Source organism: Dyadobacter soli (assembly GCF_900101885.1).
GTDB lineage: Bacteria > Bacteroidota > Bacteroidia > Cytophagales > Spirosomataceae > Dyadobacter > Dyadobacter soli.
Genome location: NZ_FNAN01000002.1, coordinates 55,003 through 80,853, shown reverse-complemented (window position 1 = coordinate 80,853; position 25,851 = coordinate 55,003). Strand labels below are relative to the sequence as shown.

18 protein-coding genes are annotated in these 25,851 nt (G+C 52.4%); 10 read left to right on the top strand and 8 right to left on the bottom strand.

Features of this window, described 5'->3' with window-relative positions:
• The first annotated feature begins 65 nt into the window (after positions 1-65).
• On the top strand, positions 66-980 hold the full coding sequence (locus tag BLQ88_RS02570; protein WP_090146439.1) for a glycosyltransferase: 915 nt from the start codon (positions 66-68) through the stop codon (positions 978-980).
• Here BLQ88_RS02570 and BLQ88_RS02565 read toward each other — a convergent pair.
• Genes BLQ88_RS02565 through BLQ88_RS02555 form a run of 3 tightly spaced genes read right to left on the bottom strand, consistent with a single transcriptional unit; the run spans position 910 to position 4,712 of the window.
• Positions 910-1,956, bottom strand: coding sequence for a glycosyltransferase family 2 protein (locus BLQ88_RS02565; protein WP_090147088.1), 1,047 nt, complete (start codon positions 1,954-1,956; stop codon positions 910-912). The genes BLQ88_RS02570 and BLQ88_RS02565 overlap by 71 nt on opposite strands.
• Positions 1,953-2,888, bottom strand: a complete 936-nt coding sequence (locus tag BLQ88_RS02560) for a glycosyltransferase family 2 protein (protein ID WP_090146437.1) — start codon at positions 2,886-2,888, stop codon at positions 1,953-1,955. Before BLQ88_RS02560 ends, BLQ88_RS02565 begins: the two co-directional genes overlap by 4 nt.
• On the bottom strand, positions 2,889-4,712 hold the full coding sequence (locus BLQ88_RS02555; RefSeq protein WP_090146435.1) for an ABC transporter ATP-binding protein: 1,824 nt from the start codon (positions 4,710-4,712) through the stop codon (positions 2,889-2,891).
• Between the two features lie 263 nt (positions 4,713-4,975).
• On the opposite strand from BLQ88_RS02555, the gene BLQ88_RS02545 reads away from it, so the two are divergent.
• Positions 4,976-6,160: a putative sensor domain DACNV-containing protein gene (locus BLQ88_RS02545; protein WP_090146432.1), complete on the top strand. Its 1,185-nt coding sequence runs from the start codon at positions 4,976-4,978 to the stop codon at positions 6,158-6,160.
• On the opposite strand, the gene dinB is transcribed toward BLQ88_RS02545, so the two are convergent.
• Positions 6,155-7,273: a DNA polymerase IV gene (dinB, locus tag BLQ88_RS02540; protein WP_090146430.1), complete on the bottom strand. Its 1,119-nt coding sequence runs from the start codon at positions 7,271-7,273 to the stop codon at positions 6,155-6,157. The two genes, BLQ88_RS02545 and dinB, sit on opposite strands and share 6 nt — an antisense overlap.
• 166 nt (positions 7,274-7,439) lie before the next feature.
• On the opposite strand from dinB, the gene BLQ88_RS02535 reads away from it, so the two are divergent.
• Complete coding sequence (locus tag BLQ88_RS02535; RefSeq protein ID WP_229212546.1) at positions 7,440-9,581, top strand: M43 family zinc metalloprotease; 2,142 nt, start codon at positions 7,440-7,442, stop codon at positions 9,579-9,581.
• A gap of 72 nt (positions 9,582-9,653) precedes the next feature.
• Here BLQ88_RS02535 and BLQ88_RS02530 read toward each other — a convergent pair whose 3' ends face one another.
• On the bottom strand, positions 9,654-10,049 hold the full coding sequence (locus tag BLQ88_RS02530) for a hypothetical protein (RefSeq protein ID WP_090146428.1): 396 nt from the start codon (positions 10,047-10,049) through the stop codon (positions 9,654-9,656).
• 365 nt (positions 10,050-10,414) lie between these two features.
• Between BLQ88_RS02530 and BLQ88_RS02525 the strand changes: the two genes are divergently transcribed.
• From BLQ88_RS02525 to BLQ88_RS02510, 4 genes are read left to right on the top strand one after another with little or no spacing between them, the layout of a single operon-like run.
• On the top strand, positions 10,415-13,990 hold the full coding sequence (locus BLQ88_RS02525; RefSeq protein ID WP_090146426.1) for a SusC/RagA family TonB-linked outer membrane protein: 3,576 nt from the start codon (positions 10,415-10,417) through the stop codon (positions 13,988-13,990).
• A gap of 24 nt (positions 13,991-14,014) precedes the next feature.
• The gene (locus BLQ88_RS02520; RefSeq protein ID WP_229212545.1) at positions 14,015-15,604 is read left to right on the top strand and encodes a RagB/SusD family nutrient uptake outer membrane protein; all 1,590 of its coding nucleotides are present in this window, start codon (positions 14,015-14,017) and stop codon (positions 15,602-15,604) included.
• A gap of 45 nt (positions 15,605-15,649) precedes the next feature.
• On the top strand, positions 15,650-16,411 hold the full coding sequence (locus BLQ88_RS02515; RefSeq protein ID WP_229212544.1) for a 5'-nucleotidase C-terminal domain-containing protein: 762 nt from the start codon (positions 15,650-15,652) through the stop codon (positions 16,409-16,411).
• Positions 16,386-17,330: a bifunctional metallophosphatase/5'-nucleotidase gene (locus BLQ88_RS02510; RefSeq protein WP_090146422.1), complete on the top strand. Its 945-nt coding sequence runs from the start codon at positions 16,386-16,388 to the stop codon at positions 17,328-17,330. Before BLQ88_RS02515 ends, BLQ88_RS02510 begins: the two co-directional genes overlap by 26 nt.
• Before the next feature lie 339 nt (positions 17,331-17,669).
• Here the strand turns inward: BLQ88_RS02510 and BLQ88_RS02505 are convergent, their stop codons facing one another.
• The 3 genes from BLQ88_RS02505 to BLQ88_RS02495 all read right to left on the bottom strand — a co-directional run bounded on the left by BLQ88_RS02505 (position 17,670) and on the right by BLQ88_RS02495 (position 21,224).
• The gene (locus BLQ88_RS02505) at positions 17,670-19,283 is read right to left on the bottom strand and encodes a Na+/H+ antiporter (RefSeq protein ID WP_090146420.1); all 1,614 of its coding nucleotides are present in this window, start codon (positions 19,281-19,283) and stop codon (positions 17,670-17,672) included.
• Between the two features lie 21 nt (positions 19,284-19,304).
• Entirely contained in the window at positions 19,305-20,645 is a 1,341-nt protein-coding gene (locus tag BLQ88_RS02500; RefSeq protein WP_229212543.1) for a cytochrome P450, read from the bottom strand.
• Between the two features lie 99 nt (positions 20,646-20,744).
• The gene (locus tag BLQ88_RS02495) at positions 20,745-21,224 is read right to left on the bottom strand and encodes a Dps family protein (protein ID WP_090147082.1); all 480 of its coding nucleotides are present in this window, start codon (positions 21,222-21,224) and stop codon (positions 20,745-20,747) included.
• 234 nt (positions 21,225-21,458) lie between these two features.
• Here BLQ88_RS02495 and BLQ88_RS02490 point away from each other — a divergent pair, with 234 nt between their 5' ends.
• From BLQ88_RS02490 to BLQ88_RS02480, 3 genes are all read left to right on the top strand, one after another.
• Positions 21,459-22,112 (top strand): lipid-binding SYLF domain-containing protein, encoded by a 654-nt coding sequence (locus tag BLQ88_RS02490; RefSeq protein WP_229212542.1) that lies wholly within the window; start codon positions 21,459-21,461, stop codon positions 22,110-22,112.
• A gap of 9 nt (positions 22,113-22,121) precedes the next feature.
• Positions 22,122-22,331: a KTSC domain-containing protein gene (locus BLQ88_RS02485; protein ID WP_090146415.1), complete on the top strand. Its 210-nt coding sequence runs from the start codon at positions 22,122-22,124 to the stop codon at positions 22,329-22,331.
• A 958-nt stretch (positions 22,332-23,289) separates the two neighbouring features.
• Positions 23,290-25,836, top strand: a complete 2,547-nt coding sequence (locus tag BLQ88_RS02480) for a TonB-dependent receptor (protein WP_090146414.1) — start codon at positions 23,290-23,292, stop codon at positions 25,834-25,836.
• The last annotated feature ends 15 nt before the right edge of the window (positions 25,837-25,851 follow it).

Sequence of the window (25,851 nt, the reverse complement as noted above, 5' to 3'; positions counted from 1 at the left end):
TGTGCGCACAGGCATTCGCATTAGGGATTTTGGCATTACTTTTAGCCCCTATTCAAGTATACGCCATGATCTCCATTGTTATTTGTTCGGCCGACCAGGCCGAGTTGTCCAAAGTTTCCGAAAATATCCGCCAAACCGTAGGCATTCCCCACGAAATCATCGCGATCGATAACCGTGCCACGCCGCGGGGTATTTGTGAAGTATATAATGAAGGTGCGAAGATGGCCCGTTTCGACCTGGTTTGTTTCATGCATGAGGATATTGAAATCAGGACTGAAAATTGGGGAGCTGTTGTCTCGCAAATCTTTGAGCGTGACCCGGCAATTGGAATCGTGGGCGTGGCGGGAGGCGGTTATAAATCGCTTGCGCCGGAGGGCTGGTACCAGCTGGAATTTCATTCAGAGGAAAGGTCCTACCAGAATGTGCTTCAAGGCTATAAGTTCAACGAGAAGGAGGAGATTCACGCTTATCATAACCCCAGGAACGAGCGGCTTAGCAGGGTCGTGTGTGTGGATGGTCTCTGGTTTTGTACCCGCCGCGACATTGCATTGCGGTTTCCCTTCGATAGTAAGCTCCTCACCGGCTTTCACTGCTACGATCTCGATTTTTGCCTGAGCGTTTTCCCGCATTACAAAATCATGGTGACTTACGACGTGCTCATGAAGCACGCCTCAGAAGGCAATTTCAACAAGCAATGGCTGGATCAGATACTGAAACTGCACAAAAAATGGAGCTACGCGTTGCCGCAGACGACCTCGGTGATGCGGGGAAATGAAATGTACGATATCGAAAAAAGGTCATTCAAAAAGGTCGTCGAGCAAATGATACGCTGGAAGTACAGCTACTGGCAAATCCAGACAATGCTCTGGCATAGTTCCAAAACGAAGCAGATGTCCACGCGTGTGGTTTTCAAGGGTTTCGTTCATCTTCTGAAGTTGAAACTACATATTCTTCCCTTTCCGGACGAGCAAAGAACCTAGCCCACAGCAACTTTGCGCGCAAGCCCCATATCTGCCGGTAAACGAATGCTACCTTCTTCGACTTTTTGTAAACCGGAATGAAGTATAGTTTCTCGTAGTTGTCTCGGATAATACCGGCATATTCAAACGAAAAGAAAGATTCGAGCCGCTCCTCGAACAACGAGCGGAGCCGGTCGAGGAAGGGCTGGTCACGGTTATTTTTGAATGAGGCGCATTGCTGTACCCATTTCAAATCCCGGCGTAGCTTCTTGATATCGCGGTTTTCGTGGTAATTCTTCCGGATTTTCTTCCGTTTGTTCAAAATGTCGGTAGAAGCGGTCGTATGCTGGCGGTACCTAACCAGCGTTTCAGGGATTACTTCAATACTGCCCAGGTTTACGGCCACGTAGGCAATCCAGTGATCGTGGAAATGGTCGGGATTGAACGGCAGAAACTCGTCGCGCAGGTCGCGTTTGAAGAGAATGCTGTGCCCCGAAACGCAATTGAAATACAAGAAAACCTTCGGATCGTCGCCCCGGTAGAGGTGGATAATGTCCGACATTTTCCGTTTCCAGGTCATTTGCCGACCCTGCTCGTCCATGAATGCCGAATCGTGGTAAATCAGCAGGTTATCACCGATGCCGGTCACCTGCTTGCTGATTTTTTCAAGGTCCCAGATATCGTCCTGGTCGCACAGCGCAATGTATTCACCCGCGCAAAGGCCGATCGCCTTTTCGAAATTCTTCACATAACCCAGGTTCGCCGTGTTTTCGAAAATCCTGAAAAACGGGTACTTCTCCGCGTAGGCACGCAGGATCTCGCGCGAGCGGTCCTTGCTGCCATCGTCCACAACTACGATTTCGATGTTCGGGTAAGTCTGGTTTACGAGCGAATCGAGCTGCTCGCCGAGGTACTTTTCACCGTTGTAAACGCACAATGCGATCGAAACGAGCGGGTAGGAGGTATTTTGAATATCAGAATCGGGTTGGTTGTTCACTTTGCTGTCATTTTGGCTTTTGTGCCCCATGCCTTTCGGAGCGCATAAAAAAACTTGCTGGTATCCGATTTTTTCAGAAGCCGCAGCAATGTATCGCGGTGTTTCCAGACGAGTATCCCAAACGCCGCGTCGAAAAAGCGGTCGTTGCGCCGGAGGCTCTGGCTGTATAATGCATTGATCAGCCCGTGTGCCTTGCCCGCGCATTGCCGTGCGCAGAGCATAAGCCAGCGGCTTTCCATTTCCAGCGCCAGCACTTTTTGATCCACACTTTTTTCCACCGGTTTCAATGCGAGGATATCCGTGTTGTTGCTCGAATGCTGGCGGTATTGGACCAACGCTTCCGGCAGGAAATCGATGGTACCCATGCAGGCGGCGTTGAATGCAAGCCACTGGTCGTAATGAAAGTCGGCCGGGAATGGCAGCGATTTTTGCAACACGCTCTTTTTCATTAAGATACTATGGCCTGAAACGCAATTCAGGAACAGGAAAACTTCTGGTGCGCCGCCCCGGTAAAAACGCAGTTTGTCGGAAATGCGCCGGTTCATCGACTGTCCTTCCGCGTTCACAAACTCGGAATCGTGGTAAACCAAAGTATGGTTGCCGATGAGCCGCACCTGTTTTTCGAGCTTTTCCGGATGCCAGATATCGTCCTGGTCGCATATCGCAATGAGCTCGCTTTGGCAGAAACCCAATGCTTTCTCGAAATTCTTGTTGTAGCCGAGGTTTTGCGGGTTATAATGTAGGCTGATGCGCGCATCGCTTCCCGCATACGCTTCCAAAATAGCCCGTGTGGAATCGGTCGAGCAATCATCCACGACTACCAGTTCCCAGTGGGTATACCGCTGCCCGAGGACCGAATCCAGCTGTTCCCGGAGAAATGCGCTGCCATTGTAAGTGCACAGGGCAATGGATATCAGCGGCTGGATTTCCATTTAAACGTCGGTGAATTGCTGCATGTCGATCAGGCGCTTGTACAGCCCGTCGCGCGCGATGAGCTCGGCGTGGTTGCCTTGTTCGATGATCTTGCCTTCTTCCAGTACGAGGATGATATCGGCGCTCTGGATGGTACTCAGGCGGTGTGCGATCACGAGCGAAGTCCTGTTTTTCATCAGGTTGTTCAATGCTTCCTGCACCAGTTTTTCCGATTCGGTATCGAGGGCTGAGGTCGCTTCGTCGAGGAGCATGATCGGCGGGTTTTTCAAAACGGCCCTGGCAATGCAGATACGCTGTTTTTGACCACCCGAAAGCTTCATACCGCGGTCCCCGATGTTGCTGTAATAGCCCTCTTCGGTTTCCATGATAAACTCGTGTGCATTGGCAATGCGCGCCGCCGCTTGCACCTGTTCCAACGTCGCGTCCGGGCTCCCGAATGCGATGTTCTGGAAAATAGAATCATTGAAGAGCATCGACTCCTGGTTCACCAGCCCGAACATCGACCACAGCGATTCCTGTTTGATCTGTCGCACATCGGTACCGTCTATCAGCACCTGGCCCTCGGCAGTATCGATAAAACGCGGCAAAAGATCCATGAATGTAGACTTGCCTCCACCCGAAGGCCCGACCAATGCCACCGTCTTACCTTTCGGAATGGTCACATTAATATTTTTGAGCACCGGCCGCGAAGGGTAGGAGAACGACACATTTTCCAGGCGGATCGATTCTTTGAAATCTTTCATATCGACCGCATTGGGCGAATCCTGTATCTCCGGTTTTTCGTCGATGAGGTCGAGTACGCGCTCGCCTGCGGCAATACCCGCGTGAATGGTACTGAATGACTCCGTTAATGCTTTTGCCGGGCGCATTACCTGCGAGAAAATGCCGATATAGGTCACGAATTTGGAAACGTCCAGATCGGAATTGTTATCGAGAATGATCGATCCGCCGTACAAAACGATAATGGCGACCATGGTAACACCCAAAAATTCGGATACCGGCGAGCTGAGTTGCTGGCGCTTCGCCATTTTGCGCCCCAGGTCCGAGTAGCGGATATTTTCCGAATGGAATTTGTCCTTGATAGCCTCTGTCGCATTGAATGCCTTGATGATTTTGATGCCTGTCAGCGCTTCGTCGAGGTAACTGATCATCAGCCCGAAATAATGCTGCGCCAGCGCGGCTTGCTGTTTCAGCCTTTTCACAATCTTCGAGATAAGGAACGCGGAAACAGGGATAACCAGGATGGCGAAAAAGGTAAGCTTGGCCGAAGTAGCGAAGAGCATAAATACATAAGCCAGCAATTGCATCGGTTCCTTGAATACTACCTGCAAAGTGCTGGTTACCGAGAACTGTACAACGCCGACGTCGGATGCGATCTTTGAAATGATATCCCCTTTCCGCTGGTTGCTGAAATAGCCCACATGCAGGTCCATCACGTTGTCGAACACTTGCTTGCGAAGGTTCAGCAGCGTGTGGATACGGAGGTTTTCCATGATCCGCTGCGAGAAATATTTGAATATATTCGAAAGCAGTACGGAACCGACGATTACCGCACACACAACCTGCAATGCACCATGCGGCCCGAAAGTAAGGTTGGCCTGCTGCGCGTAGTAGTTGAGCATGCCCGTAGGATCAAGCCAGCCGTTTTCAGGCCTTGGGTCCGGCGCTCCCCCCTGGTTAAGAAAAAGTGTATTCAGGAGCGGCGCCAGCAGGGCCAGGTTTAATGTATTGAATACTACTCCCAGCAGGGTACAAATGATGTATGGGACAGCAAATTTGGCAATCGGTTGAGCAAAAGATAATAGTCTGAAGTATGTTTTCATTCTTGGATATATGGCATACTCGCCGCATGCCGGAAGTAAAAAAAACCGAAACCGGGTTTTTCGGATTAACGCGCAAATTAACGCTTATCTGGCGAAACAACTGTCCGTGACATCAATTAATTCCCGGCAGGCCGCTGGTAAGTACGATGCCGGGGCCGGACGAAAGGTTGGAAGCAATGAGCAGAAAGCGGAAAAAAGCGGACAATCGGCGCAGAGCCCAACTTTTTAAAACAAGTCGTTGTTCAAAAGTAAACCGCCAGACGATGATCACGAATCCCGATATATTTTCGATTGAAACAGGTGACTCCGTGCCTGTAACTACTTATAAGGCAGCCCGGTCGGTGGCGGGGCTGGTTGCCAGCCATTTTGAACGGCACCACGAGGCGGTTTCCAAATACTACGAGCAGGAACTCGCACCCCGGCCCGATCCCCGGATCATCGAAACGATCATCGATACGACATTCTGGGCCAGCCTGCGCCGCGAGGAAGGCCGTTCGCCGAAAGTTTCGATCGCCTACCTGCCGCCGCAAGCGGCCGAGCATCCCCTCATTTTTGCGGAAAAACTTACATTAAGCGCCAACACGCTTACCAAGCTCGCACCCGCGGTAGAGCGCTCGGGGATACACCTGGGCGTGTGGCCGGAAGACGGCGAGCTGCGTATCTGGGGCACCACCCGCGTGATCCCCGGGTTATGTTTCGTGCTGGAAGTGATCGAGCCGGGCATGCTGGTGGTAAAGCACCGCCGGGTGGAAGGTTTCGGCAAATTCGTGAACGTGGCCGTGCTGAAAGGCGACCAGGTAAAGATTGTGAACGAAGAAAGCCGGAAGGTGAAAGATTGCCCGTCGCTGATCAACTCGCTGATGGGTTTTTCATCGACTACATTGTGGAGCGACTATCCCAACCTGCTCGTGCAGCTGGCCGCGTCCATGCGCAGCCACGAGCGCGGCGGGATATTGCTGGTGGTTCCCAAAGGCAAGGAACGCTGGAGCGATTCGATCATCCACCCGATTACCTACGACGTCCAGCCGCCATTCTCCGAACTGGCCGACCTGCACCGCAAATACGTGGAAGACCCGAACCCGATCACCTGGCAGAACCAGTTCAGTTCCGCAGTGGCCAATATGGCCGGACTTACGGCCGTAGACGGGGCCACGGTCATCAACGACCGCTACGAGCTACTCGCATTCGGCGCGAAGATCGGCCGTGCGCAGGATGCAAAGCCCGTCGAAGAAATCCTGATCACCGAGCCCGTTATCGGAAACACGGCTATGGTCGTGCATCCGGTGCAGAATGGTGGCACGCGGCATTTGTCGGCGGCGCAGTTTGTGTTTGACCAGCGCGACTCCATTGCATTGGTCGCTTCCCAGGACGGTCGCTTTACGATATTTTCCTGGTCCAAATGCGAGAATATGGTGCAGGCGCACCGGGTCGACGCATTGTTGCTATGATCCGAAAGGGAAGAGTTCGAGCTGCTCAGGGTCTTTGTATTTCCGCGATTTAACTTCCGGTTCATGGAAATTGGATAGCGAAATGCCGAGCAGCCGCACCGCCTTATCTTCCAGGTCGAGCTTTTCGAGCAGCTGTTTGGCGGTTTCGGTAATGGTATCGAGGTCGCCGATGGGGTGGGCGAAAGATTGGTTGCGGGTTATTTGTGTAAAATCACTGAATTTGACTTTCAAAGTCACGGTACGGCCTTTCAGCTGGTTCTTTTCGAGTCGGTTCGCGACGGTCACGCCAATGCGGTCGAGCTCCTTGTTCATCTCGTCGAGCGTGGTAAGGTCGTAGGTGAATGTATCCTCTGCTCCGAGCGACTTCGTTTCGCGGTGCGTTTGTACCTCACGGTCATCGATCCCACGGACGATTCTGTAAAAGAAATGGCCTGTTTTTCCAAAATTGCTGACCAACTGGTCTTCCGACAGCTTTTTCAAGTCTGAACCCGTGAAAAGCTGCATTCCCTTCATTTTATCGGCAGTCACTTTTCCTACGCCGTGAAACTTCTCCACGGGCAGGTCGTCCATGAAACGCTCGATTTTGGAAGGCCCGATGAATGTAAGGCCGTCGGGTTTATTAATGTCGGAAGCGATTTTAGCTACAAACTTGTTAATCGAAATACCCGCTGAGGCAGTCAGGTTGAGCTCTTCTTTAATGGATTTTTTGATCTGTTTCGCAATTTCCATTGCCGAACCGATGCCCATTTTGTCCTCCGTCACATCCAGGTAAGCTTCGTCCAGCGAAAGCGGTTCGATGAGGTCGGTGTAACGGGAGAAAATCTCGCGAATGCTTCTGGAAACAGATTTATACACCTCGAACCGCGGATGCACGAATATGATCTGCGGGCAAAGCTGAATGGCCTGCCGCGAAGGCATCGCCGACCGCACCCCGAATTTTCGCGCCTCGTAACTCGCCGTCGCCACCACGCCGCGACCGGTAGGAGAGCCACCCACAGCCAGCGGCTTGCCCCGGTATTCGGGGAAATCGCGCTGCTCCACCGACGCGTAGAATGCATCCATATCGATATGGATGATCTTGCGGACTGGCTTTATGTTGGGCGTTTCCTGCATGGATTGGGCGATTTTTCCGCTAATAGGGGTTTATGTCAATTAAAAACAAATTAAATAACATTGCATTCGCATCACAGGGCACTTTTTTTTCGTAGTAGGTGAATAAATCCGCGAGTGGTATGTAACTAGCGGGCCATTCATTTACTCAGTTCCCTGGAAAACTTCGATGCGACATCCTATACTATTGATCAAATACTTTTTCGCCATCCTTCTTCTTCTCCGCATTAGCTCCGGCGCCGCCCAGGCGCAGGACCGTTGCGCGTCGATGGAGCTGCTTCAAAAACGGTTTACCGACAAGCCGGCGCTCAAACTGATGTTCGATCAGCGGGAGCTGCGTTTGAAACAGCTCATCCGCGAAAGGGTTGCTTCTGGCAAAACAATGCGTACAACCGGCCTGGTTACCATTCCCGTTGTATTCCACGTCGTACTCAGCCGGCAATCGATGGTGACCGACGCGCAGATTATGGCGCAGCTCGACACGATCAACAAAGATTACGCGGGTACCAATGCGGGCGCAGACAAAGTTCCTTCGCATTTCAAATCGCTGTTCGGGCAATCGGGCATTCAGTTCTGCCTCGCGCAGCGTACGCCCAACGACGCGCCCTCGACCGGGATCGTGCGCTACACCACCACGCGCAATTCATTCGACTACACCACCAACCAGGTGAAACACGCCGAATCGGGCGGGGCGGATGCCTGGGATACCGACAAATACCTCAATATCTGGATCTGCGACCTTTCGAGCACCACATTAGGCTACGCCACTTTTCCCGATGACGGTGTGAAAGACGAGCAGGGCGTGGCAGTCGACTATGCGTCATTGCCCAACGGAACCGCCACCGGTTTCAATCAAGGCAAAACATTGACTCACGAAATAGGGCATTATTTCAATTTATACCACATTTGGGGTGACGATAACGGCTCCTGCGCCGGCACCGACGAGGTGGACGATACCCCCAACCAAAGCAACAGCACCACCACTTGCCAGACCGGCATTGTGACCGACCGCTGTACTACCACTTCCCCGGGCATTATGTACCAAAACTACATGGATTACACGCCCGATGCCTGCCTGTTCATGTTTACGAAAATGCAGGTCGCAAGAATGGAAACGGCGTTCAACACCTATCGTTCGCTGCTGGCGATGTCGAATGGCTGTACGCCCGTGGACGTAAAGAAAAAAGATGCGTCGCTGAAAGCGATCCGCCAACCGGCGCAGCGGATATGCACCAATTCGCTCACGCCGCAGATCACGCTCGTGAACAAGGGTAGCGAAACGCTCACTTCGGTAACCATCCACGCCGTGATCGACAATGGGACGGTGCAGAATTACAACTGGACCGGCTCGCTGGCTACCTACGCCGAAGCTACTGTGACATTATCGGCCCTCACCACCGTAGAAGGCAACCACGTGCTGAGCATTTCTACTTCGAATCCGAACGGGGCAGCCGATGAAGATACTTCCAACGACGCGCTGAGCCTCGATTTCATTTATTACGAACCGTTCGAGGCGCCTGTCAGGGAAGGTTTCGAAGGGCTGTTCCCGCCGCAGGGATGGGACATTGTCAATGAAGACGGCGGCTCTACCTGGGAGAAAACCACTTCCGCATCCAAAACCGGCAGCGCTTCTGTGAAGATCGGCAACTTTGATAATCAGGTGGTAGGCCAGCGCGATTACCTGCGTTCGCCAACGGTGCGCATCGCGGGCGTCGACTCCGCATTTGTGTCGTTCCAGGTTGCCGCTGCGACGTATACCAACTCCGCTGCCCAGGGCAACGTGTGGGATACCTTGCAGGTGCTTATTAGTACAGATTGCGGACAGACTTACACAAGTGTCTACAAAAAATGGGGATCGAGCCTCATCACGCGCAGCACGGCCACACGTACCGCATTCACGCCGGGGGTGAACGAATGGCGGCGTGAGGAAATCAATTTGGGAAGCTTCATCGGACAGGGTGAAATCCTCGTCGCGTTCCTGAATATCAATGGTAATGAAAACGATATTTACCTCGACGATATCAATATCAGGACTGTTACCGTCAATCCGAACCTCAAAGAAGCTGGCTTCCTCGTAATGCCTAACCCGACGAGCGGCCAGGTATCGGTACAGTTCTACCCACATCCCGAGAAGCTGAAATCCGTCTCGATTTACAATGCAACGGGCCAGAAAATAAGGGAAACCGTCATTACGGGGGAAGTAGCTTCAAACATCTATAACTTCGATTTAACGACCTACCCGTCAGGGCTGTACGTAGTGAAGGCAGAGTTTGAGGATAGGGTGCTGACTAGGAAGATTGTGAAGAATTAGAATGAGTCAATGAGTCAATGAGTGAATGAGTGAATGGACTTTGAACGACTATTCACTCATTCACTCATTAAACTAATATATCCGCTTCACCACCACCTTGCTATTCGTCTGGGAAACAGCGAACTCTTTGGCGTTCTCATTCGCTGGGGCTATGAAAATCTGTTTTTTCTTCTTACCGTCGGTATTCACCCAGTTGGCGGAATAGATTTCCGGGAACTGGCCGGTGTAGATGGGGTGATGGTCGGAGTACATGAAGACTTCTTCCTGCTCGTAGGCCAGTTCGAGGTCGCTTCCTTCGATCACATCGCAAATGATCTTCAACCCGCCAGTCTCGTCCTCTACCAGACCTTTGATACGGGCTTTACCGTAAAAAGGATCTTCTTCAAATTCCCAGCGGATATAGTATTCTATTACGTTTCCGATCTGAGACTCAATGTAGTCGGCAGTTAGCAGTTGTTCCTGGCGCATGGTCGAAGTTGGTTTTTTACACTCCTTAAAACTTGGCAAATTTCAAACCCGCCTCGTGTGGGCGTTTTGACAAATGTAATCGTAACCATGATGTTTCCAAAAATAATAGGACCCGTTTCATCGATATTTGAAAAATTACGATCAAGTGGGCATTTGCGATGACGCGGGTGCTTCGGAAGCTCCCGTCATATAGGTGCATAGGTTAGTGGTGTAAATATAATTCGTGGGTGTTTTGTAGAACTCTTACAGCATTCAGAAGTGCCTGTTTTATCCTGCGGAGAAACGTAACGGTATGGTTTTTGTCTTGTAGCGGCTAATCAACTTTTATTTCCGGGGCATTGTCCCGTCACTTAGCCAAGATTGATATGAGAAAAACTCAACGCGTCAATGAGCCTGTGCCTTGTTCGCTCCCGCTCATTTTCCTGAGGATCGGTTTCTTCCTGTTACTGTTTTCGGGCCCGATATCGCGAAGTAGCGCGCAGCAGGTCGGGCCGGATTCCACCCGAAAGACCAGGCCCGATACGCTCAGCACCCCAGTCCGGAAACCCGATTCCACATCGACCCGACCGGCCTCCGACACCCTTCCCAAGCCTCAAAATACTTCCGATTCTGCATCCAAATCCTCCGCCTCACCTTTGGTGAAACCCACGCAGAATTTCGACCCGCTGGTGAAACCGGCCCCTCAGAAAGATACATTGAACAATCCAGGCGCAGCCGTTACCAAACCCGACAGCGCTGGCAAAGCTGATAGCACAGCCGCTCCCGCGCAGCCCGCGAACACCAATCTGGCACAACCGGCGCAGAATGCAACGCAAACGCCCGATTCGGCCACTGCCCAGAAACCCGCTCCCGGCGGCATTACCGACGCAGGTCCCGATGCACGCGATATCAAAGGTGTGGTGAAAGACGAAAAGGGCGTGGGAATGCCCGGCGTGGCAGTTTTGGTGAAAGGAACCCAGATCCAGGCCATTTCCGAGCCCGACGGTTCTTTCCAGATGAAGGTACCCGCGAAAGGCGGCATACTGGTGTACAGCTTCGTAGGTTTCACAACCAAGGAAGTAGCCATCACCGGCCTTAGCACCTATAATGCGCAGCTCACTCCCGAAGCCAAGGCATTGAAAGAAGTGGTAGTGGTCGGTTACGGTGCGCAGAGCAAGCGCGATCTTGCGAGTTCGACCTCGCGGGTGGCCTCGCAGGAATACAAGTCGGCGGTGATCAATACCATCGACCAGGCGATCCAGGGCCGGGCAACGGGTGTGCAGGTTGTGGAAAGCTCGGGAGAGCCGGGCGCTTCGGCGGTGGTGCGCATACGCGGTAACAACTCGCTGAGCGGTAACAACGAGCCGCTGTACGTGATCGACGGATTCCCGATGCCGCCTTACCGGGAAGCAGGGACCAATTTCTATGGTTCCTACACGCAGAACGGCTTATACGGCATTAACCCCAACGATATCGAAAGCATGGAAATCCTCAAAGATGCTTCTGCAACGGCCATTTACGGCTCGCGCGGTGCGAATGGGGTAATCCTGATCACGACTAAATCCGGCAAGCGGGGCGAGGGCCGCGTGGAACTCGTCAACAAGACTTCTTTCGGCCGGGTAGCCAACCCGATCCGGATGATGAACTCGCGGCAATATGCGGAGGTGATCAATGAAAGCTTTCGCGTAACCGACCGTAACCCGCCGTTCGAAAACCTGGACAGCGCCATGACGAACACCAACTGGGTGGACGCCATTACGCAGCCGAGTTTCCGGCAGGACATTACATTGAGTTTGTCGGGAGGTAGCCCCAAATCTTCCTACTACATTTCAGGTAATTATCTCAAAGACAAGGGTACCATTATCAATTCGAACAACGACCGGGCGAGCCTGCGTGTGAACCTGAATAACGAGATCAACGACTGGTACACGGTCAAAGGGCAGGTTTCATTCAGCCGCCAGAGAACCAACCGGGCCATAACTTCCTCACGCGCGTGGCCGAGCTCGGGCGGGTTGATGGACGGGCTGCGCGCCGCACCTACGCTGGAAGTCGACTATCTGGGCAACAATAGTTTAGGTATTCCAAACTATCAGGGTTATTATTTTTCCAACCCTTATAATGAACTGATGGCCAAAACGGATGTCACCCAAAGCGATTATTCGATCGTGAACGTGGAGAACTATTTCAAAATCGCGAGCGGCCTGCAACTCGTGGTAAGCCTCGCCGGTAACCAGAACCTCACCCGCCGGAAAGTATTCCTGCCGCCGTCTACGGCAGAGGGTAACCAGGTCAAAGGAAAGGGCAGCAATAATACCGCCAATACGTATAGCTATAACTTCAACTCATACCTGCAATACGAAAAGACGTTCAAAAAGAACCATTACCTCAATACGACGCTGGGTGTGGAATATAACGACCAGACTGTTGAATTCGTCAACACCAGCTCGTCGGGCTTCGCCGTGCCGTTTTTCGGGGTCGATAACATCGGCAGCGCGTCGTCGCAGGTGATCGCGTCGTTCAAGGAAAAACGCATTCTGCAATCGGGCTTCCTGCGTGCGAACTACTCTTTTAAAGGCAGGTATGTGCTCAATGCCTCGGTACGTGCTGATGGTGCTTCGGCTTTCGCAGCCAACAAGAAGTACGGGATATTCCCCGCTGTGGCCGTCGCCTGGAACCTCGATCAGGAGGAATTTATGAAGGGAGTTACTTTCATTACCAATACCAAATTCCGCGCATCTTATGGTGAAACAGGTAGCCAGGCGATCTCGCCTTACTCGTCACTTTCGCTTTACAGTGCCGGTTTTTACGAAATGGGACCCGGCGGAGATGGCTCGGTGATCAATACCGGGGTTTTTCCGAACACGATCGCCAACCCGAACCTTTCGTGGGAGCGGACGCGGCAGTTCAATGTCGGCTTTGATTTCAATGCAGTGAAAGACCGCATTGTATTAAGTTTTGATTATTACAACAAAGTGACTTCCGATCTGCTGCAACCGCGCAAGGTGCCTACGCAGGCGGGTGTGGCGACGATCATCGATAACTACGGAACCATGCGTAACCGCGGCGTGGAGCTGAGCATTCAGGGAAATATCATCCAGAAAAAGAATGTGACTTACTCCACAAGGTTGAACATTTCCCGAAATATTAATAAGCTTATCGACCTGGGCGACCGTACCCAGCCTGATTACGTGAGCATTAATGGCAACCTGCTGGGCGGCGTATCCGGCATATTGGAGCCCGGACAGGAAGTAGGCCGGTTCTTCGGCTACCTTGTGGGCGGTTTGAGTCAAAAAGACGATTTCGACGCCGATGGTAACCCTAAATTCGCCACTTTCGAAGGCCCGCGGCCTCCCGGCTCGAAAGGCAGCCCGCTTTACGGCGCCTGGAAGTATTCGGATGTGAATGGTGACGGCATTATCACCGCCGACGACCGGGTTGTACTCGGCAAGTCCACGCCCGACTTCACCTTCGGTTGGAGCCATGACATTACCTGGAAGAATTTCTCGGTGAATGCATTGTTTACCGGTTCTGTCGGAAACGATGTACTGAACCTGACGCGGTTCTATATCAGCAATGGCGTGGTCGATTACGGGGGGGTAGGGTTCAACCAGTCGGAGGAATGGTTCCAGAACCGCTACACCGAAGCCCGGCCGCATAACAATGTGAAATATCCAGGTGTGCAGCGGGGCATTGCCTCGGGGGATATCAACTCGGTGATGCTGGAAGACGGTAGTTTCGCCCGCCTGAAAATGCTCACTGTTTCCTACACCTTCCCGAAACTGGGCCCGATCCAGAACCCGCGGCTTTTTGTGACCGGTACCAACCTCTGGACCTTAACCAACTACTCCGGTTTCGACCCTGAGGTGAGTTCCTATGCTCAATCGTTGCTGCAACAAGGCATCGATTACGGTGCTTACCCGGCGCAGCGTTCGTATACGATCGGGTTCTCCTGCAATTTCTAGTGTCGACCAATGCATTTGAAAAACATGAAAATACATATCAAGATATCCGTAATGCTGCTGGCCCTGCTGGGCATTACTTCCTGCAAGGATAACCTCGAAGAATCGCCTTATTCCTCGCTCGGCAAGGATGTGGCGTTCAAGGACGAGGACGGCCTGAACCAGGCGACGATCGGGGTGTACCAGGCCTGGACCACCACCGACCATTCCGACATTTTCAACCGCTTCGTGCTCACCGAATCGGGCCACCGCTATGCCACGGCCGGCATTCTCGGCTCCGGCGCCGATCCTTACTATCGTTTCGCACACAACTCGGTCTCAGGTGCATTCGAATCGGTCTGGTCGCGGTTTTACAAAATCATTTACCGCGCTAATACTGTGATCGACAATGCTACGATGGCGGTTCCGGGCGAGGAGGAGGAGGCTGATCCCTACATTGCCGAAGCGCGTGTGCTGCGGGCATATGCCTACTTCAACCTCGTGCGGCTGTTCGGCGGCGTGCCTTTAATTTTGAAGGAAATCAAATCATTTGAAGAAAAAGACCTGATTTTTGCGCCCCGTGCCACGGAAGCAGAAGTATACGACGCTATTCTGGCCGATCTCACATTCGCGGAACCGATTTTGCCGGATTCGCGCGGCGGGGCGGAGCTGGGCCGCGTTTCTGCCGGAACGGTGAAAGCATTAATGGGCAAGGTGTATCTTACCATGGCCGGAAAGCCTTTGAACAAGACTGAAAATTACCAGAAGGCCATCGAGAAGCTGAGCGAACTCGTGGGAGCGGTCAATGAAGAGAAGTACGATATGGAGCTGCTGCCTAATTTTGCCGATGTTTTCGCATTGGCCAATGAGCGTAACCGCGAGATCGTATTGTCCTTTGGCTATTTTGTTAATCCGTCGAACCAGAATGGGAACATATTGCCATTCCATCTGTTCCCTTCGGGCCTCGTCAACGGCGATGAGCAAACCAACTACGGTTTGACCTATGATTATTACAAACTGTTCGACAAAACCGATACGCGCCGCGATTTTACGCTGGTATCGCGCTATGCATTCACGGGCGGCGCCCGCGCGGGTGCCGAGCCGGGCGACAGCATCATTTACGACGCGAAAACCTCGCATTACCTCAATCAGCGCACCAAGCAACCGTTTGCCCATGACGATTTCAAATATGGCGTCGCTTTTGGTAAACTGGCGCGCCAGGCCCGTCCGCCGGGAGCTCCCGTGCAAGGTTACAGCGCGGACCTGATCGAAATGCGGTTTTCGGATGTATTGCTAATGCTCGCGGAAGCGTCGGTAGAAAGCGGCAAACCTGCGGAGGCACTATCGCTGCTCAACCGCGTACGTGCCCGTGCGAAGGCGGCACCTTCGAAAGCATCCGGCGCAGCGGCGTTGCGCACGGCCATCCGTACCGAACGCAGGCTGGAACTGAGCGGGGAATTCAACACCGTGTTCGATATCCGCCGCTGGGGTACATTGCAGGAAGAGATCGCCGCGATGTCCGAAGACCAGATCGTCGACAATGTGCTGATCCCCTACACGCCGCGCCTGGAACTCTATCCCATTCCGCAATCGCAGATCGACGCGAACCCGAATCTGCGGCAGAATGACGGCTGGTAGCAGGAAATACGGAGTTTCGGATGTAATTTCCGGTTTTTAAATTACATGATGAAAACGCATTTCAGACCGGTTTACGGTGCGGTACTTCTCGCGGGCTTCGGCCTGCTGGCTTCATGCCAGAAGCACCTCGCCGTTTCCAAAAGCGAATACAAACAGTACGGCATCGACCAGTCGGTCGGTGCCGATTCTGCTATTATCCGGTACTATCAGCCTTACAAAGACAAAATGCAGGCTGAAATGAACCGGGTAGTAGGCCAGACGGACCAGGCACTCACCAAGCCTTCCGATCCGGAAACCCTAATGGGCAACTTCTTCGCCGATGCGATGCTCAAAGAGGGGTTGAAAAAAGATCCCACCATTCAGTTTACGCTGGCGACGAAAGGCGGCCTGCGTACCACATTCCCGAAAGGTAACATCACGGTTTCCCACGTTTTCGAGCTCATGCCGTTTGAAAATGAAATGGTTGTGCTCAAACTGTCGGGGCCGAATGTGCAGCAGGTCATCGATTTTATAGCTAAAAAAGACGGCGAACCCGTGGCCGGTATCCGCATGAAAATCAGGGATAACAAAGCCTACGACGTCACGATCGGCGGGGAGCCTTTTGATAGCAACAAAAACTACAACCTGCTCACTTACGACTACCTCGCCGACGGCGGCGACGACCTCGAATGCCTTCGCAACCCGCTCGAACGCCGGGAAATCAACCAGAAGGTTAGGGAAGCATTATTCGAAAATATCAGCGACCTGACGCGTCAGGGCAAGAAAATTACCGCTCAACTCGATGGAAGAATTGTTTCAGACAAATAGAAGGGATTTCCTCAAAAAGGGCGGTCTGGCGGCCGCTGCGTTGGGCCTGGGCACGCTACCCGCATTCGCGAAGCGCGATTCGGTGGTACACCTCACTATCCTCCACACGAATGACGTCCACAGCCGCATCGACCCGTTCCCGATGGACGGTTCGCGCAACCAGGGCCTCGGAGGCGTAGCCCGCCGTGCCGCATTGGTGAAGCAAATCCGCGCCGAACAGCCTAATGTACTTTTGCTCGACGCAGGCGACGTATTCCAGGGTACGCCGTATTTCAATCTGTACGGCGGCGAACTCGAATTAACGATCATGAGCCAAATGGGCTACGACGCCGCCACGATGGGTAACCATGATTTCGACAACAGCATTGCCGGTTTCGTAAAGCAGCTTCCGCACGCCAACTTCCCATTCCTGGTCAGCAACTACGATTTCAGCAATACTGAACTGAAAGGGAAGACGTTACCCCATAAAATCTTCAAGAAAGGCGGCCTGAAAATAGGCGTTTTCGGCGTTTGTATCGAACTGGAAGGTTTGGTGAATAAAAAGAATTACCTCGAAACCATCTACCTCGACCCGATCGCCAAAGCCAATGAAATGGCCGCATTGCTCAGAAACGACCAGCATTGCGAATTCGTGATCTGCCTGTCGCATTTGGGCTACAAATACAAGGAAAACAAAGTCTCCGACCAGATCCTGGCCAAATCCACCCGCAGCATCGACCTCATCATCGGCGGCCACACGCACACGTTCATGAAAGAACCAGAGACCGTTTTGAACCTGGACGGGAAGGTCACGACCATTAACCAAGTTGGGTTTGCAGGTATCAATTTGGGGCGGTTGGATTACTTTTTTGATCGGGACAAAGGCGGGAAGACGATGGTTTCGGCGGTGCTGCCGGTTGGGGGGCGTTTGTTAGGGTAGTGAATTGAACAATAGCCGGTTTCGCTTTGCGGTGGCTCAAACTGAGCGAAAAATTTCGACGTCCTTAATATCCACTGCGAAAAATGCCGTCAGGCATGCAATATTGGTAGCAAACCAGAGACCGGCACACATTTCGACGAATGCCGCTAGGCATGTAACAACATGGCATGACAACCCTGGCGCCACCGATTTGTTGTTACATCCCTGACGGGATTTTAAATCGTATCCGAAACTCTTTGCTACCAATATTACATCGCTACGCGATTGTATTCCGCATTCCGCGGCGACCCATTCACTCGCTCATCGCTTCGGCAACCCGGTCACTCATTCCCAATTCCCTCAATCCATATGCAAAAACTGCTGCCGCACCTTCTCTTCTTCCAAATCCAGCTGCGCGAGGTGTTGGCGGATGATTTCTTCTTCGTAGGTTTCTTTTTTGTTGAATTGATGCAGAATGCGGCGTTTGTGTTCGAGGAGTTCCTTATTGATTTCCTGGTAGCGGCCGATGTAGGCGTGCCCCGCGTCACCGACTTCCGAGTTGCGCACGTGTTCGAGAAAGCCAATGTCGCTTTCCAGCTTCGATTTCAGGCTCTGTAACAGCTCATTGCCGTCTACTTCCCGGGCAAATTTTGTATTGATCAGATCCAGGGAGGCCGCGGAGAGTTTCCGGCGGATAATGACGTCCTGTTCATGTGCCGGTATTTCATAGTCACGGTCCTCCGTTCGCAGCCATCTGGCGATGATAGGTAATGTAAGTCCTTGAAATACAAGTGTTACCAATATCACCACAAATGTGATAAACAGGATCATATTCCGTTCCGGAAACGGTTGCCCATTATTAAGGAGCAGTGGAATAGACAGCGCCGAGGCAAGGGAAACTACCCCGCGCATACCTGCCCAGCCGAAGAGCAGCGGCATGCGGATGCCGGGGCTGCTGTCGGCGGTTTGGATGAAGCGACTGATAAAGACGGTGAAAATGGAGGCGCCCAATGTGCTGGCAATGCGGGTGACGATGACAACGGCCGAGATGATCAGTCCGTATTTGATCGCCTCGCCGAGGGATGCGTCCCCGAGGCCCTGGATGATCACCGGCAGTTCCAGACCGATCAGCATGAATACAATGCCGTTGAGTACAAATCCGACCGTGGACCATACATTAATACCCTGAATGCGGCTCAGATGGCTCAGGATGCTGTGCTGGTTCCGCGAAAGGAACAGCCCGCCGGTAACGACGGCGATCACCCCCGAAAAGTGGAATTCCTCAGCCGTAATGTACATCGCATACGGTGCCACGAACGTCAAAATAGTGTCGATGCTTGGCGTGGTGGGAAGCCAGCGGAGGATTGCGTAGAAGATGAGTGCGATGCCCAGGCCGACGGCGAATCCCATGATAATTACGAGGAAAAAGCTGCCGATCGCGTCGGTAAGCACAAACTGGCCCGACGCAACCGCTACCAATGCGAAACGGAAGACGATCAGCGACGATGCGTCGTTCAGCAGGCTTTCACCTTCGGCGATGGTAATGAGGCGCTTGGGGACTTTTACATTTTGCAAAATAGAAGTCGTGGCCACCGCGTCGGGCGGGGAAATGATACCGCCCAGCAGGAAGCCCAGCGCGAGCGTAAACCCGGGTATGACCGCCTGCGATACGTACGCGATCACGCACGAGGTGAGAATTACGATGATGAATGCGAATGAGCCGATCACGCGCCGCCATTTCCAGAAATCTTTCCAGGAAGTAGCCCAGGCGGCTTCATAAAGCAATGGCGGCAGGAATATCAGGAAAATCAGCTGCGGGTCGATCTCCACGGAAGGCAGTCCGGGCACGAGGCTCAATGCAAGCCCGCCGAGCACGAGCACGATCGGGTAGGCGATTTTGATCCGTTGCGCCAGCATGACCAGGAACATGATCACCACCACCAGCGAAAGATAGAGGATAATGGATTCGTGCATAAAAATTCGTTCAGTATCGGCTTATCGGATGTTCAATTTAATACCGTTGGTCGATTTTAAAACAATCTGCGGATGCATTCCCACGCTCGCACCAGGCTCGCGCACGAAGTCGAAGCGCTTAACCAGCGCTGCCAGCACGAGCTGCATCTCCATCAATGCGAACTGCTGCCCGATGCAAATCCGCGGCCCGGCGCCAAATGGCAGGTAGTTGAATTTCGCCCGGTTTTTGACGGTTTCCGGCTGGAAGTTCTCCGGATTGAATGCGCCGGGATTTTCCCACAAGTTGGGATTTCGATGCAATTCAAAGATCGACATAAACACCGAACTGCCTTTTGGAATACCATAACCTTCAATTTCCTGATCGACCGTGCTCTCGCGCGTCATCGTCCACGCGGGCGGGTACAGGCGAAGGCCTTCTTCCACAACCTGCCGGGTGTAGGGCATTTGAACGAGCTGCTCGAAGCCGGGTACTGTTTCAAATATCTCGCTCTCTTTTCGGATGCGGGCCAGGACCTCCGGCTGCGCCGAAAGCTCCCAAAGCAGCCAGCTGAGGCCGGTTGCGGATGTTTCGTGGCCGGCTGCAAACATGGTAATCGCTTCATCGCGGATCTGTTCGTCGTTCATTTGCTCGCCGGTCTCCTCGTCCGTGCTGTCGAGGAGCAGTTGGAGCAGGTCGTTGGGCGTCTCGCCGGACAAGCGGCGTTTGCGAATAAAGTCGTAAACCAGGCTGTTGAAATACGCCAGGTCGGATTTGAAACGCCGGTCTTCGCCGTTAATGGCCATGAGCGGCAGTCGGTACGGCTTGCGTACGCGGGTAACGAGGTAAGTTTGCGTGCGGCTTACCTGCCGGTAAATCTGCTCCTTATCCTCGGTATTCATATTCCCGAACAGCGTTTTCAATGCGATGTCGGAGGTAATACCCATCATTTTGGCATCGATATCGATCGCCGCTTTGCCGCGGAATGCTTCCAGTTCTTCCAGGAAGGCGGCCGTTAGATCGCCCATGGTGATGAACAATTCCAAAAGGCGCTCGCGATGGAATGCGGGCTGTACGAGCCTTCTTTGTCGTAACCAAAAATCGCCGTCGCTGATCACCAGTCCGTTACCAAGTACAGGCCGCAGCAGTTTGACCGAATTGCCTTTCTTAAAATTCTTATGGTGCTGTTGCAGCACGTGCCGGAAAAAAGCCGGGTCACGCGTGACGATAAATTCCCTGAAAAGCCGGATTTTGAACGTATCCCCGCATTCGTCGAAGCCCTGCCGGAGAAAACGGAGCGGATCGCGCGCAAAACGGATCGCGGAGAGCAACGGAACTGGGCCGACTTTGAATTCGGGAATGGGACGCATTTTCGTATGAGGCATGGAGAATTACCGCAAATAAACTAATCCCTCGCACAATGCAATGCACAAAAAAGCCGCGTTTCATTTGAAAACGCGGCCATGGGTGTGCATAGGTTTCATTTATTTCTTCCCGGCGAACGAGCGCAGCATCCAGGTATTCTTTTCCTTGAACTGCATGAAACGGTTCACCATGTCGTTGGTACCGTCGTCGCTGGCTTCTTCGGTGGCGGTAAGGAGCTCGCGTTCGAGGGCGATGAGCTTGCCGAAATCATCAAGTACGGCATCGACCATATCCAGGTCCTTCATGCCGATGGTATTGATCTCCTTGATCTCCGATTCATTGATATAATCCGCGAAACGGCTGTGCGGCGGCTTACCCAGGGTGAGTACCCGCTCGGCGATCTCGTCGATCGTTTCCTGCGCATTGGTATACAATTCTTCGAATTTCACGTGCAGGGTAAAAAAGTTTTGCCCCTTGATGTTCCAGTGGCAGCCTCTCAGTTTTTGGTAATGAATGTGGTAGTTGGCTAGGTAGTCATTCAGCAGATCCACAACAGGTTTCACGTCGGTTTCGCTCAGACTGATTGCTTTGGCATCCATAATAAATGTGATTGGGGTTGACATTGTTTCATGTAAAAATGTCATCAAAATCATACCAACGGATCAGAAACCGCCAGGTCCTGCGTTAAAAGTTGCGGATAATGCCGGATCGATGTCAGAATACCTGTTCCTGTTGTCGGAACGCGGTTTTTGATACCGACAGGCACGATCCTTGAAGTACCTTTTTTATACCTGTTAATCCCAATAATTATGTTCCTCAACAAGTTGAAAACAATGAAAATGCAAGCCTTCCTCCTGATCGGACTAGCCATTTCAGCCCCTTCTTTCGCACAAAACAAAGAAGAAGAAAAGATAAACGCCGCCACTTCCGTACTGAGTGATTTCAACGGAATACAAATTCCCGGACAGCTCATTGAAGCCTCCAAAGGCATTATCATCGTGCCGAGAATGATCAACGGCGGTCTGATCGTCGGCGGCAAGCATGGCCGCGGCCTCGCAATGATCAAACGCGAAGACGGCAAATGGAGCGACCCGGTGTTTGTGACTATCACCGGCGGCAGCGTAGGCGCGCAGATAGGCGTGCAGGCCGTGGATTTAGTTTTGGTATTCAAAAGTGAAAAATCACTGATGAACATCGAAAAAGGCGACTACACCCTCGGCGGCGACGTATCCGTAGCGGCCGGCCCGGTTAGCAAAAACGCCTCCGCCACGACCGACTACAAGCTGGAAGCCGAAGTATATTCCTACTCGCGGTCCAAAGGCCTTTTCGCCGGCGTAACCGTGAACGGCGCTATGCTCGACGTCGACGTGCGCGCCAATACCGGCCTCTACGGCAGCAAAGCCACCGTCAAATCGATTTTTACGGATTCAAACATTTCATCCGAAGCGGTGGACAAGCTGCGCGACACATTGGATGATTTTAATTAAAACCCCGCCATGCCATCCAGCGTCGTTGCCCAGATGATCTACAACGAGGAGAAGGAAACATTGCGCATCGTATATGTTTCCGGGATGGTGTACGACTACAAAAACGTCCCCTGGGAAGTGTACCAGGCTATGAAAACCTCCGGTTCGAAGGGGACGTTTTTGAATAAGCATATCAAGGGGAATTTTGAGTTTGAGAAGGTGGAGGGAGGGAATGATTGACCGCGGCGGTGTAATCGCAAGCCGCAGAGCGGCAACCTGTTTATAGCAAACCATATCGCCACCACATTTCCCGGCTCCGGAGGAGCCTCCTTCTTCGTCCGCGAGGAGGCTCCTCCGGAGCCAAAAAATTCGCCGAGACTGCATTTGCTATAAACGGGATGGCCCTCCGGGCCAACGCCTTCACCTGATCCGCAGTCGATTCGATATTCAATTCATCATCGCCGTTTTATGCGCGACATCATTTCAGATTTTAAATCAGCCAATCATTTCAGGTTCAAGGTGTATAAACGTTCCGGTAACCCGAACGTCAGGTTTACCGCGGTCCATTTTCAATCGCGTAGCGATGTAACCTTGTTAGCATAATGCCCTTGCGACGCGATCTGATAATCCCGTCAGGGATGTGACAACATAACAAACGTCCCGCGTCACAATACGGATCGGTTGCATGCCCAAAGGCATTCGCCGAGGTGACCTTGCGTTGGTTTTACTACCAATGTTGCATGCCTGACGGCATTTCGCTCGTCCGATTCCGAAACTACGATTTTGGTATTTGTATCAACTAAACACTTTACAAAAAGAATGCGGGAATGCACATTTAGGCAAAGGAAATGTCTCAGGACCGTATTTGCTATGACGGTGATGACTTTCGAGCCAGCGCAGCCAGCCCGAGTTGATGGATTTCACTCACCAGTAACCCCGGTCAATCATGACCTCAAATCCAATCGCGTAGCGATGTAATATTGGTAGATTAATACCATTGCGATGCGATCTGATAATCCCGTCAGGGATGCAACAACATAACAAACTTCCCGCGTCACGTTACTGTCGGTTGCATGCCCAACACCGGCTTCCTCTTCGATACTTTACAAAAAATGAGCGGATGCATTCATTGAGGTGAACGGAGATTTTCTCTTACTTTGCGATATTTCCGATTGGATATAACGCTGGCATCGCTCCTATGAAACAACTTTTTGCTGCATTCATCTTTTGTATTCCATTTACTGCAACTGCGCAGACGCAGACCGACACTTTGAAGGCTCGTGCACTGGAAGAGATGGTGGTAACGGCCTCGCGGGTTACGGAAAGCATTCTCGTCTCGCCCGTGAGCGTGCAGAAGGTGAGTGCAAAAGCAACCGCATTATCGCCGGCATTGTCATTTTTCGATGCATTGGAAAATGTGCAGGGCGTGCATATGATCACGCCTTCGCTGGGTTTTAAGGTGTTGAATGCGAGAGGGTTTTCGAATACGACCAATGTGCGCTTCGCGCAGCTTACCGACGGGATGGACGTGCAGTCGCCGCATATCGGCGGGGCGATCGGTAACTCGCTCGGGCCGACGGACCTCGATATCGCGAGCATCGAGATCCTTCCGGGCACCGCTTCGGCATTGTATGGCATGAATACCGTGAATGGCCTCGCGAATTTTTTTACCAAAAATCCTTTCAATTCCGAAGGCCTGTCGATCCAGCAGAAAACGGCCATTAACCACCTGAACGACAGCCATAGCAAAGCAAAACCGTTCACCGAAACGACAATTCGTTTTGCCAAAATCATTACCCCGAAACTGGCATTTAAAGTCAATGGCGCATTCACAAAAGGCTACGACTGGATCGCCTCCGACCAGACGGAGCTGAATGGCAATGCGAACAGCAGCACGCAGCTTTTCGGCGCGGACAATCCGGCGAGTGATCCGGTGAATATGTATGGCAATGAAAGTTCGAACCGAAAGACCGTGACGCTTGGCGGGAAGCGCTACGTGGTGAGCCGCACTGGGTACCAGGAAGCTGAGGTGGTGGATTATAACTTGCAGAATATCAAAGGCGATGCGGGCATTTATTACAAAGTGGCACCCGGCGCCATGCTGACCTACACCTATCATTTCGGCCTCCTCGATAATGTGTACCAGCGCGCCAACCGTTTCCGCCTCGAAAACTACCTCGTGCAGCAGCATGGGATTCAGTACCAGTCGGCTTCGGTGCAGGCGAAATTGTATGTCAATTCCGAAAATACCGGCCGGTCCTACAACCTGCGCTCGATGGCTGAGAATATGGACCGCAGCTACAAATCAGACACCGACTGGTACGCCGATTTCACCAAAGGCTTCAACACCGCCACCACCGGCGGGGCCACAGTAGCCGACGCCATGCGGCAGGCCCGCGCAGCAGCCGATGCGGGTCGCTACCTGCCCGGCTCTGACCGTTTCAATGCACAATTACAAAAATTGCAAGACATCAATAACTGGGACATTGGCGCTGCATTGCGCGTGAAAGCGGATTTCGTGCACGCCGAAGCGCAGGTGAGCCTCACGGAAAAGTACCTCAAAGCCTGGAAGGACAAATATGGGCTGGACATTCTCCTCGGTGCCGACCACCGGACCTACATCATCGTGCCCGACGGCAATTATTTCGTAAACCCCGAGCCCGGCAAGGATGGCAATAGCATTACCTATGGCAAAACCGGCGGCTTTGTTTCGTTGAATAAGGATTTGATACAGAAGAAGTTGCGGCTTGGTGTCATCCTGCGTGCAGACAAGAACGACTATTTCAAAACGACATTCAACCCCAGGTTATCAGCCGTTTACAGCCCGGTGCACGACCATAATGTACGTGTTTCGTTTCAAACCGGTTACCGTTTTCCGAGCATTTTCGAGGCTTACAGTAATGTTAACAGCGGCGGCGTGAAGCGGGTAGGGGGGCTGCCGGTGATGTCTCAGGGCATTTTCGAGAATGCTTGGCTGGCCAATTCCATTACCAGTTTCCAGCAGGCGGTTTTGAACGATATTAACCAGAATAGCCTCACGCAGGATGCCGCGATCGAGAAGAATAAGGGTTTACTTAAAAAGAACTCCTACACCTACCTGAAACCCGAGCACACCAAAACCTGGGAAGCGGGCTACAAAGGCCTTTTCTTCGATAGGGCATTGTTTGTGAATGCGGATTTGTATTTCAACCGGTACAGCAATTTCATAGCGCAGACCAACATGAATGTACCGTTGTCAACCGACCCGGCCACTATTCCGCACGACCTGTACGACAAGGCCCGCCAGGCGCAATACCGTATGTACACCAATTCCCGCTCGGTGATCAACAATTACGGTTTCAGCGCCGGTTTGAATTATCAATGGGAGAAAAAATGGGTAGCCGGCATCAATACCACGTTCGCGAAACTAAAAAACGCAGAAAACCAGGACGGCCTCGAAGACGGCTTCAACACACCCAAATGGATGTGGAACGGTTCCGTTTCCCGCACCAACATCGCCGAAAACCTCGACGCCACGGTTTCTTACAAATGGCAGTCGGGATACTATTCGCAGACGTTCCTCGTAACCGGCAACGTCCCGTCATACAGCAGCCTCGACGCGCAGGTAACCTACCGCATACCCACGCTGAAAAGCCTGATCAAAGTAGGTGCAAGCAATCTGCTGAACAAGTACTATGTCTCCTTCCTAGGCGGCCCGTCTGTTGGGGGGATGTATTATGTGACGGTGGCGGTTAATGTGCGATGATTAATGAGTGAATGA